Raw genomic sequence first — 12959 nt, forward strand, 5'->3', positions numbered from 1 at the left:
GGTCGACGTCAAAGTGACATAATGTCGATTATCGGCGTTATGCAGGTGGGCACGAGAGAGGCGGAGGTGCCCGGTCGACCCGGGCAACGCCGATGAAGCCCGTGCACGAAAAAGGAAGGAAGCGCGCGCTTCCTTCCACTTCCAACGTATAGCGCACCCGGGGTCTTGCGGCAAGACCCCGGTCGTGACCGAGAATCGCTGGCCGACACCAGAAACCTCGGGACGGAGCCCACCGCGTGAACCCGCTGACGACCAGCGCCTTCGACCTTCGCGACCACCTGACACCCAAGGCCGACCCGGCCCTCATCGCCCACGACGACGCCCACTTCGCCGCCATCGCCGAAACCCTCGAGGCGACGGTCGCCGAGCTGTCCGACCGGCTCGACGCCGCGCGCCGCGCGCCCGCCGGCGCCGGTCAGGCAGCACTCGACCGCGACCAGGAGGTCCACCGGCTGAGCGCCCGCCTGCGAGCCCTGCGCCGCTACGGCCTCGACCTGTGCCTCGGCCACATGGTTCCTGAGAACGATTCCCAACCCCTCTACGTCGGTCGCCTGGGGCTCACGGACAGCACGGGACGACGGCTGCTCGTCGACTGGCGCTCCCCTGCCGCCGAGCCGTTCTTCGGCGCCACCCACGGCAACCCGATGGGGCTCGCCAGCCGCCGCCGCTACCGCTGGACGCGCGGCCGGGTCACCGACTACTGGGACGAGGTGTTCACGGTCGACGCCCTCGACGGACGCGTGGCGCTCGACGACGAGTCCGCCTTCGTCGCCTCGCTCGGCGCGAGCCGCTCGCCCCGGATGCGTGACGTGCTCAGCACCATCCAGGCGGACCAGGACGCCATCATCCGCGCCGGGTCCCGCGGCGCCCTCGTCGTCGACGGAGGTCCCGGCACGGGCAAGACGGTCGTCGCACTGCACCGGACGGCATACCTGCTCTACTCCGACCCGCGGCTGGGCCACCGACGGGGCGGCGTGCTCTTCGTCGGTCCGCACGAGCCCTACCTCTCCTACGTCTCCGACGTGCTGCCGAGCCTCGGCGAGGAGGGCGTTCAGACGTGCACGCTGCTCGACCTCGTCGCCGAAGGCGCCACCGCGGCACCCGAGACCGACCCGGAGGTGGCACGGCTCAAGGCCTCGATGGATCTCGCCCGCGCCATCGAGCCGGCAGTGGCGCTCTACGAGGAGCCCCCGACCCGAGGGATGGAGGTCGTGACGCCGTGGGCGGACGTGTGGCTCTCCCCCGCCGACTGGGCCGAGGCCTGCACGGCCGGTCTGGGCACCCCGCACAACGAGGCGCGCGACGACGTCTGGGAGGCGCTCGTCGCCATCCTCGTCGAGCGCCACGACCTCGAGGGCAGGGTCGACGACGACGGCGCCGACGTGGAGCCCGACGCCACCCCGGCGATGGTCCGCCGCTCGCTCGAGCAGAACCGCGAGCTCCGTACGGCCTTCGACCGGACCTGGCCGCTGCTCGACGCCGAGGACCTCGTGGGCGACCTGTGGACGGTCCCGGCCTACCTCAGACGCTGTGCCCCGGCACTGACCGTCGACGAGGTCCGTCGGCTCCAGCGGCCCGAGCCCACCGCCTGGACGGTGTCGGACCTGCCCCTCCTCGACGCGGCCCGGCTGCGTCTCGGCGACCCGGAGGCCGAGCGACGACGCCACCGGCGGGATGCCGAGCTCGCCGCGGAGCGCGAGGAGCGGGCCAAGGTCGTCGAGCACCTCATCGCGTCGGACGACTCCGACATGCACGTCATGTCGATGCTGCGCGGTGAGGACCTCAGGGGTGCGCTCGACGACGACCCGGGGCCGGTGGCCGATCCCGACCTGCTGGCCGGGCCGTTCGCCCACGTGGTCGTGGACGAGGCCCAGGAGCTGACCGACGCGGAGTGGCAGATGCTGCTGGGCCGGTGCCCGTCACGCAGCCTGACCATCGTCGGAGACCGGGCCCAGGCCCGGCACGGGTTCACCGAGTCGTGGCAGGAGCGGCTCGCGCGCGTCGGCCTCGACCGGGTCGCCCTGGCCTCCCTCGGCATCAACTACCGCACTCCGGAGGAGGTCATGCTCGAGGCCGAGCCGGTCATCCGGGCCGCGCTGCCCGACGCCAACGTCCCCACGTCCATCCGCGAGAGCGGGGTGCCCGTCCGGCACGGCTCGACCGCTGACCTCGCGTCCGTCGTCGAGACGTGGCTCGCCGCGCACGCCGACGGAACCGCCTGTGTCATCGGGGATCCCACCTTCGAGGAGACCTCGCGCGTGAGGTCGCTCTCGCCCGTCCTGTCGAAGGGGCTCGAGTTCGACCTCGTCGTCCTCGTCGACCCCGAGGACTTCGGTCACGGCATCGAGGGGGCGGTCGACCGCTACGTCGCGATGACCCGGGCGACGCAGGAGCTCGTGGTCCTCACGAGCGGGTGACGTCGTCCTGACCCGGGACCGCCGGGCCGCGCTCCAGTCCGTCGAGCCACGCGCGCAGCAGCTCTTCGAGGGCCGTGCGCTGCCTCGGCGCCAGGCCGGCCAGGAGCGACTCGTCACCGGCCATGACGTCGGCGAAGATCCCGTCGAGCCGGGCCAGCCCCTCCGGGGTCAGCTGCACGTGCACGGTGCGCCGGTCCGGCTCCTCGCGGACGCGCTCGACGAAGCCGAGCGCCTCCATGGCCTGGACCCGCTGGGTCGTGGCGCCGGCCGTCACCCGGCAGTGCCGGGACAGCTCACCGGCGGTCAGGCGGTACGGCGCACCAGTGCGCCTGAGTGTCGCCAGGACGTCGAGGTGGCTCTGCTCCAGGCCGTGCGCCGCTAGGACGCGGGCCCGGTGGTCCGTGATGATCGAGCCGAGCCGCCAGATCGGCGTGACGATGCCGATCGACGACACGTCGACGTCGGGCCTCTCCCGTCGCCACGCCTCGATGATCCGCCAGACCTGGTCCCCCGCGGTGCTCTCCACCCCAATACTTTAGGGCTAAACCAGAGCGGGCGGCCCGTCGGTGATGGGACGATCTCGTCAGCGAAAGGAAGCCGCATGGACCTCTCCACGTTCTATGCCGTCGTGTCGGCCACCTGCTTCACGCTCGTCGGGCTCTGGTGGTCGGCCCTGGACCGTCGCCGCGACCTGCTCGTCACCGACGAGACCCGTCGCCTCGTGGGGGGCGTCTACCTGACGTTCCTGCTCCCCGGCGTCATGGGCCTCTTCGCGCAGGTCGACCCGGGCGAGCCCTGGCTCTGGCGATCGACGTTCGGCTTCGTCGCCCTCGTCGGCGCGTGGTCGACGCTCCGCCTCATCCGCGCCGAACGCGAGACCGCCCTCGGCGTCCGTGGACCGTTCCGCCGCCACCGGTGGCTCGTGGTCGTGCTCTACGGCGTCATCGTCGTGCTCGGCGTCGCGCCCGAGGTGGCCGGTGCCGTCGGGCTCAGTGGTCTGCAGGCGGCGGCCCTCGCGCTCGTCTGCATCGTCGTCCTCGCCCACGGTCTGGCATGGGAGTTCCTGACGACGACGCCCCAGGCTCCGGAGCACCCCCTCCCCTCCCCCGCCCCGGACCGGCCGCGCCCCGGCCTTCCCGACGGCGGCTCCCCCGGCGTGGCCGACTGAGCGGCCCCAGAACGCCAGCGAGGCCGGCGAAACCCTCCCGGTGCGTGGGCCGTCCGATCAACGCACCTGGGCAAGACGTGGCTCCCACTGACCAGCTCCTGACACGTCCCCCCGGCGCACACTGAGAGGGCGTATGCCGTCCGCTGACCACGAGCGCGGCGTGTTGGGACCGCTCCCCCACCGTCCGCTGCCGCCGTGTGGGACAGTCCTCGCATGTCGCACGTCGTCGTCAACGCCGCTCGACCGGAGACCCGGGAGCAGCGGGCCTGGTACTGGTACGACTGGGCCAACTCGGCCTACGTCACCACCACCGCCACGGTGCTCATGAGCCCCTACCTCACCTCCGTCGCGGAGCAGGCCGCGTGTCCGGGCCTGCCCGACGGCCAGGACTGCACGACGAACCTCTCGGTGCTCGGGATCCCGGTCGCGCCGGGGTCCCTGTGGTTCTTCACCGTGACCTTCACGACGATCCTGTCGGCGATCGTGCTCATCTTCATCGGCGCCATCGCCGACCGCAGCCCACGCCCGACCCGCCTCTTCGGCGGGTTCGCGTGGGCCGGCGCCCTCGCCGCGAGCCTCATGTTCTTCGTCGCCGGCACGAACTGGCAGCTCGGCGCCGTGCTCGTCGTCGTCGCCGGGATCTGTCTCGGCTCCTCGCTCGTGATCTACGACTCGATCCTGTGTCGCATCGCCAACGAGAACGAGCGCGACCGCGTCTCCTCGAAGGGCTGGGCGTTCGGCTACCTCGGCGGCGGCATCCTGCTGGCGCTCAACTTCGCCCTCGACTTCTTCCACGAGGACCTCGGGCTCGACCGGTCCCTGTCGACGCGCATCAGCATCCTGTCCGCGGGCCTCTGGTGGGCCGGCTTCACGATCATCCCGTACCTCGGCCTGCGCCACCTGACCGGCACGGTGGAGACCCCCGTCGAGCGGTCGGCCGGAGTCGTCGGCGGGAGCATCGCGCAGCTGCGGAGCACGTTCCGCGACCTCGCGAATTACCCGCAGACCAAGCTGTTCCTCGTCGCCTACCTCTTCTTCAACGACGGCATCCAGACGGTCATCGGCAGCTCGAGCGTCTACGGGTCCAAGGAGCTCGGGTTCTCCGAGACGACGGTGCTCGGCGTCTTCCTCTTCGTGCAGTTCGTCGCCTTCTTCGGTGCCCGGCTCGCCGGCCGGGTGGCGGCCTCGAGAGGGGCCTGGCGCACGGTCCTCTACGGCATCGGCCTCTGGACGGTCGTCGTCGTCTTCGCCTTCCTCGTCCCGTCGAAGTCGCTCGTCATCTTCCTCGCCCTCGCGCTGCTCATCGGCCTCGTGCTCGGAGGCACCCAGGCCCTCTCGCGCTCGCTCTACAGCCAGCTCATCCCCCGCGGCCGCGAGGCGGAGTACTTCAGCCTCTACCAGGCCATGGAGCGGGGGACGAGCTGGTTCGGGACGCTCATCTTCGGTCTCGTCTACCAGTTCACCCTCAGCTACCGCTGGGCGATCATCGCGCTCATCGTCTTCTTCGCCATCGGGGGGGTGCTCCTCTCACGCGTGCGGATGCGTGAGGGCATCGAGCAGGCGGGCAACCCGGTTCCCGCTGTGATCTGAGAAACGCCTACAATTCGCCGCCACGCGGGGAACAAGTCAACCGTTCCGCTCGTTCAAGCGTCTGTGAGGGTAAGACACCAGCGAGGTGTCACAAGGGCAGAAGTCTTGGAGGGGTCCACATGGCCGATCGAGCACTACGCGGTTCCAACCTCGGCGCGAGGAGCATGGAATCCGACGAGAACGTCGTTCCGAGTGAGCGTCAGCTCACCGTCTACGTGTGCCCGGAAGGTCACCGCACCGAGCTCCCGTTCTCGATCGAGGCCGACGTGCCCTCGACGTGGGAGTGCCGCTGCGGCCTCGACGCGAAGCTGCAGGGTGGCCCCGAGCCGGAGGCCAAGCCGGTCAAGCACCAGCGCACGCACTGGGACATGCTCCTCGAGCGTCGTTCCATCCCCGAGCTCGAAGAGCTCCTCGAGGAGCGCCTGACGCTGCTGCGCGAGTCCCGCGGCGAGAAGCCGCGCCGGCGCAAGACCGCCTGACCGACCCCAGAACGCACCACCGAGAAGCCCGCCCCGTTCGTGGAGGCGGGCTTTCTCGCGTCCGCGGGCTCCAGCCCGACCACTACTTTCGTGGAGGCGGGCTTTCTCGCGTCCGCGTCCCCCCGTTCGAGGTGATGATGGCAGTGACACGGGTGCCTTCATCACCTCGAACGACGAGGAGCCGGCGCGCGAACCGAGCTCGACTCAGTCCTCGTCGTCGATGATCTCGCCCTCGACGACCTCGTCGCTCGTCGCCGACCGCTGCGGACCGTGGGGCATCTGCTCCTGCTCCCAGGTGGGCGGGGTGGGCTGTCCGGCGACGGTCGGGCCGGTGAAGCGCTCGGCCTGTGCGAGGAGGCGCCGGGAGATGACGGCGGCGAGCATGCTCCGGGCCACGGGTCGCGTGAACGGCAGCACGAGGAGCAGCCCGAGCAGGTCCGTGACGAAGCCCGGGAGCAGCAGGAGGCCGCCACCGACGAGCACGACGACACCGTCGGCGATCTCGCGCGCGGGCATCCGGCCGCTGCGCAGCGCCTGCTCGAGGGCGCGCCACGCCCGTCCGCCCTCACCGCGGATCAGCCACGCGCCGAGGAGCGAGGTGGCGACGAGCAGCAGGAAGGTCTGCCAGCCGCCGATGGCCTGACCGACGGCGACGATGACGAGGATCTCGATGATCGGCAGGAGCAGGAGACCGGCGATCGCCAGCCGCGTCAGCCGCGCCCGCCTGACCCGCGACGGCCCGGGCGTCCCGGTCACGACCGCTCCTCGACGGGCTCGCGCCCGCGCACCCGGCCGGCGGCCGAGCGCAGCTGGCCGAGGCGATGCTCCACGCCCCACCTCGTCACGCTCGTCAGCGCCTCACGCACGATGTCTTTGCCCATCTTCGACACGCCGACCTCTCGCTCGACGAACGTGATCGGCACCTCGACGACGGTGAGCCCCGCTCGGACGGCCCGGAGCGTCAGGTCGATCTGGAAGCAGTAGCCCTGCGACTCGACGCCCTGCAGGCCCATGGCCCGCAGCGCACTCGTGCGGTAGACGCGGTAGCCGGCCGTCGCGTCGTTGACCGACATCCCCAGCAGCACCTTGGTGTAGAGGTTGGCGCCGACGGAGAGCACCTTGCGGCGGGCGGGCCAGTTGCGCACCTCGCCGCCCTTGACCCAGCGGGCTCCGATGACGAGGTCGGCCTCACCGAGCGCGGCGAGCAGCGACGGGAGCTGCTCGGGAAGGTGCGAGCCGTCGGCGTCCATCTCGACGGCGGCGTCGTAGTCGCGCTCGAGGACGATCGCGAAGCCCGCGAGGTAGGCCTTTCCGAGCCCCTCCTTGGCCGTGCGGTGCACGACGTGGACCTGAGGGTCGGCGGCCGCGATGTCGTCGGCGATCCGGCCGGTCCCGTCGGGCGAGCCGTCGTCGAGCACGAAGACGTCGGCGGCGGGCACGCTCGCGCGCACCCGCGCGACGATGCCGGGCAGGTTGTCCCGCTCGTTGTACGTCGGGATGAGCACGGCCACTCGGGTCACCGGCTCACGCTGCGTCGTCGTCATCCTCTTCCTTCGTTGTCTCCGGCACGGCCGGGCGACCACCGCGAACGCCCAGGGCGAGCATCGTCAGCAGTGCGGCGGCAGCGACCCACTCGGGGGCCTCACCCAGGCGGGTCGCCAGTGTCGTGGCGTCCCGCAAGGGTAGTGCCCCTCTGACCACCGCCTGTGTGAACAACGACGTCACCTGGTGGGCGGTTCCGTCGGGCGTGATGAGGGCGCTCTGTCCCACGGTCGACACGTGCACGACGGAGCGGCCGAACTCCATGGCGCGCAGCCGGCTGATGGCCAGCTGCTGGGGCGACTCGGCGGTGTAGCCGAAGGTCGCGTTGTTGGTCTGGACCACGAGCACGTTGGCGCCGCCCTGCACGGCGTCGCGCATGATGTCGTCGTAGGCCACCTCGAAGCAGATCGCGAGACCGGCCCGGATCTGCTGGCCCGAGGCCGTGGTGACGCGGAAGACGCCGGGCGCCGGGCCCTGGACGAAGTCGCGGGTCACGAGGTCGACCTCCGTGCTGAACATCCGCCAGAACGCCCGGTTCGGGATGTACTCGGCGAAGGGCACCGGGTGGCGCTTGACGTAGCGGTCGGTGTTGCCCTTGCCGGGCTCGAAGAGCAGCGCCACGTTGGAGACGAAACCGGCGGGCTCCTCGAGCAGACCGCCGACGATGAGCGGCCGCTTGAGCGCGTCGACCGTCTCGAGGATGAGGCTCTTGGCGTCGGCGTTGCGCAACGGGTCGATGTCCGAGGCGTTCTCGGGCCAGACGACGAGGTCCGGTGCCGGTGCGCGCCCCGCGTCGACGTCCTCCTGAGCCTTGAGCGTCGCGGCCACGTGGTTGTCGAGGACCTGACGGCGCTCGGCGTTGAAGTCGAGACCGGGCCGCGCCACGTTGCCCTGCACGCCGAGGAACTCGGCCGTCGGCCCGTCGGTCGGCAGCGGGACGGCGACGCCGACGATCCCGAGCACGAGCGCTGCTGCGGCGGGCAGCGCGAGCCGACGGGACGGCATACGCGGTCGGGCGACGTTCGTGACGTCGCTCCCCCGGCGGGCGGCGAGTGTGGCCAGGGCGCGCTGGGCCACGAGCGCGAGCAGGGCCCCGGCGAGGGCGATGACGAAGCCGACGAAAGGTGCGCCGCCCAGCGCGACGAGGCGACCGAAGGGCGAGTCGGCCTGCCCGAACGCGACCTTGAGCCACGGGAACCCGCCGTAGGGAGCCCGTGCGCGCAAGCCCTCGGCGACGACCCAGACGAGGGCGAACGCCAGCGGGCGGACGCTCCTCGCGCGGCTCAGCCAACCGTAGAGCGCGCCGGCGAGACCGACGAAGAGTGCCTGCAGGGTCGCGAGGGCCAGCCACGGCAGCGCACCCACGTAGATGCCCGACCAGCTCAGCGTGGGGACGAAGAAGACGAGACCCCCGGCCACGCCCAGCAGGAAGCCGCGGCGGGCTCCGGCGCCGGCCCACGCCCACGCCCAGAGGGCGAGGGCCACCGGGGCGGCGACCCAGACGTCGAACGTCGGGAACGCGAGGCAGAGCAGTCCACCGGCGAGCAGGGACACGAGGAGACGCCGCACGGGGTTCACCGTATGCCGTGCGGCCGGGGCGTCAGCGCTCAGGGCACGACGACGACGCCACGAGCGGTCGTGGCGACGATGGGCGGGTCCAGCATCTCGGCGGCGGACGCGCCGCGCTCCTGGTTGCCGCGACCGACGACGCGCACCTCGAAGTCCATCTCTCGCGAGCGGGTGCCGACGCGGATGATCTCGGCCGAGATCTCGATGACGTCGCCGGCGGTGATCCGCGAGCAGAACTGCACGTCGCTGTAGGAGGCGAAGAGCCCCTCGTCGCCGTCCGTGACGATGCACATCTCCGTGGCGACGTCGCCGAAGGCGGCCATGGAGTAGGCCCCGTCGACGAGGTTGCCCGCGTAGTGCGCATGGCCGTAGGGCACGTAGCGGCGGTGCGTGATGCGCAGGCCGACCTTGGCCTTCGTCAGAGTCGCCGGGGTGGTGGACGCCGTGGCCGGGGTCGTGGGACCGGTGGCCGACAGCGGTTCCGGTTCGGACGACGGGGTGGGCTGGGTGACGCCGTCGGTCATGGCTTCTTCCCCTTCCGGAGGCCGATCTCGTGGACCAGGTAGCTGGCGACCTCGCCGGGCGTCGTGCCGCGGCCGAAGATCCGGTCGACGCCGAGCGCTGACTCGGAGCCGTCCTCGAAGCGCGGGCCGCCGGCGATGAGGATCGGCACCTGCCCGGCCGGGTACGCCTCGCGGAAGGCCGCGGACATCTGCGTCGTGTTGTGGATGTGGGCGTCCTTCTGCGTGACGACCTGGCTGACGAGCACGGCGTCGGCCTTCTCCGCGCGAGCGCGGGCCACGAGCTCGGGCACGAGCACCTGGGCGCCGAGGTTCACGACCCTGATCTCGCGGTAGTACTCGAGGCCCTTCTCGCCCGCGAAGCCCTTGATGTTGAGGATCGCGTCGATGCCGACCGTGTGGGCGTCGGTCCCGATGCAGGCGCCGACGACGACGAGCTTGCGGCGAAGCTGCTTCTTGATCGTCAGATTGGCGTCCTTGGCCGACAGCAGGGGGTACTCGCGCTCGACGACGTGGACGTCGTCGAGGTTGACCAGGTGCGTCGAGCTGCCGTAGACGACGAAGAAGGTGAAGTCGGGACCCATGGCCTTCGCGTGCACGAGCAGGGCCGGGTCGAGGCCCATCTTGCGCGCGAGCTGGAGGGCGGCGCCCTCGGCCTTCTTGTCGTGCGGCAGGGGCAGGGTGAACGACATCTGCACCATGCCGTCGCCGGTCGTGTCGCCGTAGGGCCGGATGATGGGGCCCTGGGTGCTCGGGGAGCCGGTCGCGGAGCCGGTCGCCGGCCCGGGCTGCTGCTTCGACGCGCTCATCGGGTGGCCCCCTTGGCCGGCGGCGTCCACGCGTCGAGGGCGGTGATGGCCGGGTTGTCGTAGTCGTCGGCCCGCACGCTGACGCCGTCGAGGCCCTTGCCGCCCGTCGCGGGACGCTTCATGAGGCCGAACGTGCCGTCGGCGATGGCGGCGAGCAGGGGTGCGTCGCCGGCCGCGTCGGTGTCACTGACGATCCGGTCGAGCAGGTCGACGGCCTCGGAGAGCACCTGCCGGGCGCGGGTCTGGATGTAGCCGTCGCGCGGCGGGTGGAAGTCCTCGGTCAGACCGCTGGCGGCGTTCATGACGTAGCGGACGTTCTGGAGCGCCAGGTCGCGGTCGGAGAGGAACGGGGTGACGACGGCCTCGGTCATCATGCCGACGAGCAGGATGCCCTGTCCGGTCATGGCGCCGACGAGGTTGAAGAAGCCGTCGAGCAGGTAGCCGCGGAAGACGTCGCCCGTCATGTGCTTCGTCGGCGGCATCCACTTCAGCGGGGCGTCCGGGAAGAGCTGCCGGGCGAGCATCGCGTGGGCGAGCTCCATCCGGAAGCTGTCGGGGATCTCGGGGTTGATCTCGAAGGCGTGGCCGAGACCGAGCTGCCAGTCCTCGAGGCCGGCCTCCTTGGCGAAGCGCTCGTTGAGCAGCTGGCTCACGGTGACGGTGTGGGCGGCCTCGACCGCGTCGGCCGTGGTGAGGTAGTTGTCCTCGCCGGTGTTGATGATGATCCCGGCGCGGGCGTGCACCTGACGTGAGAAGCGCTGGTCGACGAAGGTGCGGATCGGGTTGATGTCGCGGAAGAGGATGCCGTACATCGAGTCGTTGAGCATCATGTCGAGACGCTCCATGCCGGCGAGGGCCGCGATCTCGGGCATGCACAGACCTGACGCGTAGTTCGTCAGCCGGACGTAGCGGCCGAGCTCCTTGCTGACGTCGTCGAGCGCGGCACGCATGAGACGGAAGTTCTCCTGCGTCGCGTACGTCCCGGCGAAGCCCTCGCGGGTCGCACCCTCCGGCACGTAGTCGAGGAGCGACTGACCGGTGGAACGGATGACGGCGATGATGTCGGCGCCCTCACGCGCGGCGGCCTGGGCCTGCGGGATGTCCTCGTAGATGTCGCCGGTCGCGACGATGAGGTAGATCCACGGCTTGGTCCTGGGGTCGCCGTGCCGCTTGACGAGCCGGTCCCGGGTGGCGCGCGAGCGGTCGATGGTGCGCAGTCCCGCGCCCACGCCCTTCGTCGCGGCGCGACGGGCCGCCGAGGCCTCGCGGCCGGTCGGCAACCGGAACGAGACGTTGCCGCTCGCGGCCTTCTGCGCGAGCGTCGTGAGGTCTGGGGCCTCGCCGCGGAGCAGCGCGTCGTAGACCGGTGTCGTGACGCCGTGCTCCAGGCCGACCTCGTCACGGACGGCCGTGACCAGGTGGTTGACCCACGGCACCCGCTCGTGGTCCGCGCCGGCGAGGCCGGCGAGGCGCAGGGTCGCGCGCTCGACCGACACCGTGGTGTGGCTGCGCGCGATCGTGACGACGGGGGCGGCGGCCTTGCGGGCGAGCGAGCGCGCCCGGCGCACGACGGCCGGGTCTAGCTCGAGCATGGCGTGGGGGCGGGTCATGCGTCAGATCCTGCCTTCTCGGTGGCGAGGCGGCCCTCGAAGAGTGCCCGCACGGCCGGCACCTCGCGCACGAGGCGCAGCGCCGTCTCGGCGTGGCCGGGGACGTAGCCGTTGCCGACGAGCATCCGCACGTCGGCGGCGAGCCCCTCGGCCCCGAGTGCGGCGGCGGCGAAGTTCGTGGCCATGCTGAAGAAGATGATGGTGCCGCCCTGGGCGGTCGCGAGGATCGCGGGCTGCTCGCAACCGGGCACGTCGACGCAGACGACCGTGACGTCGGCCGGTCCCCCGGCGGACTCGACGGCGGTAGCGAGCCCCAGCGGTGAGCGCGCGTCGGCGAGGACGACGGCGTCGGCGAGTCCACTCGCCTCGAGGACCGCGCGCTCGCGCTCGACCGGGACGACGCCGATCGTGCGGGCGGCTCCCGCCGCGCGCGCGGCCGCGAGGGAGAGCGAGCCGGACTTGCCCGCGCCACCGAGGACCGCCACGGTCGGCGCGACGCCGCGGGCGGCGTACTCCCCGACGACGCGCTCGACGAGGGCAGGCGCGCCGCACACGTCCATGACCATGAGGGCCAGGTGCGGGTCGAGGTCTGCGGGCAGCGTGGCCGCGATGCTGCGGCCGAAGAGGATGGCGTGACCGGCGGCGGGCACCTGCTCCGAGAGGCCGTCCCAACGCTCGAGGCCGTCGGTGACGGCGAGCGGTGTCAGGGACAGGGACACGAGGGTCGCCACGCGGTCGCCGACGGCGAGGCCGAGCGTGCTGTCCGGCCCGACCTCCTCGACGGTGCCGATGAGCATGCCGCCCGAGCCGGTGACGGGGTTCTGCATCTTGCCGCGCGTCGCGACGATGTCGAGGACCTCGTCGCGCACCGCTCCCCCGTCGACGGCGCCGTCGGCGCTGTGCTTCTCGGCGAGCTGGCGGTAGGAGGCCGCGTCGAGGTTGAGCGTCTCGACGGCGATGCGGACCTCGTCGGGCCACAGCTCCGGGCGCGCGTCGAGGCGCTGGGCCGCCTGTGGGAGCGTGATGGCGTCGCCGGTGGGCTGGAGCACACGGTGCAGGCCGACGGGTGACGACACGCGGGCGGCGTCCGTGCGATCCGGGGCGGCCGACGTCGGGTCTGACACGATCACAAATCCTTCTGTGTATATGGACGGGAACCGAAGATCTTGCGTCAGCATAGGGGCAGGTCAGCCGTATCTTCACAATTTCGTGAGCCGGACGTGTTTGAGCGAAACCACCGCTGCCGTTACTGTT

Annotated in this window: 12 protein-coding genes; 4 read left to right on the forward strand and 8 right to left on the reverse strand. The window is 71.4% G+C overall.

Annotated features, from left to right (window positions below):
• The first annotated feature begins 236 nt into the window (after nt 1-236).
• Nucleotides 237-2417: an RNA polymerase recycling motor ATPase HelR gene (gene helR / locus ASG96_RS13170; RefSeq protein ID WP_057588175.1), complete on the forward strand. Its 2181-nt coding sequence runs from the start codon at nt 237-239 to the stop codon at nt 2415-2417.
• Here helR and ASG96_RS13175 read toward each other — a convergent pair.
• On the reverse strand, nt 2404-2943 hold the full coding sequence (locus tag ASG96_RS13175; RefSeq protein ID WP_057588176.1) for a MarR family winged helix-turn-helix transcriptional regulator: 540 nt from the start codon (nt 2941-2943) through the stop codon (nt 2404-2406). The genes helR and ASG96_RS13175 overlap by 14 nt on opposite strands.
• Before the next feature lie 75 nt (nt 2944-3018).
• Here ASG96_RS13175 and ASG96_RS13180 point away from each other — a divergent pair, with 75 nt between their 5' ends.
• From ASG96_RS13180 to ASG96_RS13190, 3 genes are all read left to right on the forward strand, one after another.
• Entirely contained in the window at nt 3019-3585 is a 567-nt protein-coding gene (locus ASG96_RS13180) for a hypothetical protein (RefSeq protein WP_057588177.1), read from the forward strand.
• A 213-nt stretch (nt 3586-3798) separates the two neighbouring features.
• A complete protein-coding gene (locus ASG96_RS13185; RefSeq protein ID WP_057588178.1) occupies nt 3799-5175 on the forward strand; it encodes an MFS transporter in 1377 nt (458 codons plus the stop codon).
• A 119-nt stretch (nt 5176-5294) separates the two neighbouring features.
• Nucleotides 5295-5654, forward strand: coding sequence for an RNA polymerase-binding protein RbpA (locus ASG96_RS13190; RefSeq protein ID WP_056756780.1), 360 nt, complete (start codon nt 5295-5297; stop codon nt 5652-5654).
• Nucleotides 5655-5858: 204 nt separating this feature from the next.
• Here ASG96_RS13190 and ASG96_RS13195 read toward each other — a convergent pair whose 3' ends face one another.
• From ASG96_RS13195 to ASG96_RS13225, 7 genes are read right to left on the reverse strand one after another with little or no spacing between them, the layout of a single operon-like run.
• Complete coding sequence (locus ASG96_RS13195; RefSeq protein ID WP_057588179.1) at nt 5859-6410, reverse strand: FxsA family protein; 552 nt, start codon at nt 6408-6410, stop codon at nt 5859-5861.
• Nucleotides 6407-7198, reverse strand: a complete 792-nt coding sequence (locus ASG96_RS13200; protein ID WP_056756788.1) for a polyprenol monophosphomannose synthase — start codon at nt 7196-7198, stop codon at nt 6407-6409. Before ASG96_RS13200 ends, ASG96_RS13195 begins: the two co-directional genes overlap by 4 nt.
• A complete protein-coding gene (lnt, locus tag ASG96_RS13205) occupies nt 7179-8765 on the reverse strand; it encodes an apolipoprotein N-acyltransferase (protein WP_235506615.1) in 1587 nt (528 codons plus the stop codon). The genes ASG96_RS13200 and lnt overlap by 20 nt, the downstream gene beginning before the upstream one ends.
• A gap of 38 nt (nt 8766-8803) precedes the next feature.
• The gene (locus ASG96_RS13210; protein ID WP_235506617.1) at nt 8804-9289 is read right to left on the reverse strand and encodes a hotdog domain-containing protein; all 486 of its coding nucleotides are present in this window, start codon (nt 9287-9289) and stop codon (nt 8804-8806) included.
• Entirely contained in the window at nt 9286-10095 is an 810-nt protein-coding gene (locus tag ASG96_RS13215; protein ID WP_235506619.1) for an OAM dimerization domain-containing protein, read from the reverse strand. Before ASG96_RS13215 ends, ASG96_RS13210 begins: the two co-directional genes overlap by 4 nt.
• On the reverse strand, nt 10092-11705 hold the full coding sequence (locus tag ASG96_RS13220) for a lysine 5,6-aminomutase subunit alpha (protein WP_056756794.1): 1614 nt from the start codon (nt 11703-11705) through the stop codon (nt 10092-10094). Before ASG96_RS13220 ends, ASG96_RS13215 begins: the two co-directional genes overlap by 4 nt.
• The gene (locus ASG96_RS13225; RefSeq protein ID WP_235506621.1) at nt 11702-12829 is read right to left on the reverse strand and encodes an L-erythro-3,5-diaminohexanoate dehydrogenase; all 1128 of its coding nucleotides are present in this window, start codon (nt 12827-12829) and stop codon (nt 11702-11704) included. The genes ASG96_RS13220 and ASG96_RS13225 overlap by 4 nt, the downstream gene beginning before the upstream one ends.
• Nucleotides 12830-12959 lie beyond the last annotated feature (130 nt).

It is taken from the genome of Terrabacter sp. Soil810, assembly GCF_001429645.1.
Classification (GTDB): Bacteria; Actinomycetota; Actinomycetes; order Actinomycetales; family Dermatophilaceae; genus Terrabacter.

Coding starts and splice junctions, on each gene's coding strand:
- ASG96_RS13180 (WP_057588177.1), top strand. CDS start 3,019: ATGGACCTCTCCACGTTCTATGCCGTCGTGTCGGCCACCTGCTTCACG.
- ASG96_RS13215 (WP_235506619.1), bottom strand. CDS start 10,095: ATGAGCGCGTCGAAGCAGCAGCCCGGGCCGGCGACCGGCTCCGCGACC.
- ASG96_RS13210 (WP_235506617.1), bottom strand. CDS start 9,289: ATGACCGACGGCGTCACCCAGCCCACCCCGTCGTCCGAACCGGAACCG.
- ASG96_RS13190 (WP_056756780.1), top strand. CDS start 5,295: ATGGCCGATCGAGCACTACGCGGTTCCAACCTCGGCGCGAGGAGCATG.
- ASG96_RS13200 (WP_056756788.1), bottom strand. CDS start 7,198: ATGACGACGACGCAGCGTGAGCCGGTGACCCGAGTGGCCGTGCTCATC.
- ASG96_RS13220 (WP_056756794.1), bottom strand. CDS start 11,705: ATGACCCGCCCCCACGCCATGCTCGAGCTAGACCCGGCCGTCGTGCGC.
- ASG96_RS13185 (WP_057588178.1), top strand. CDS start 3,799: ATGTCGCACGTCGTCGTCAACGCCGCTCGACCGGAGACCCGGGAGCAG.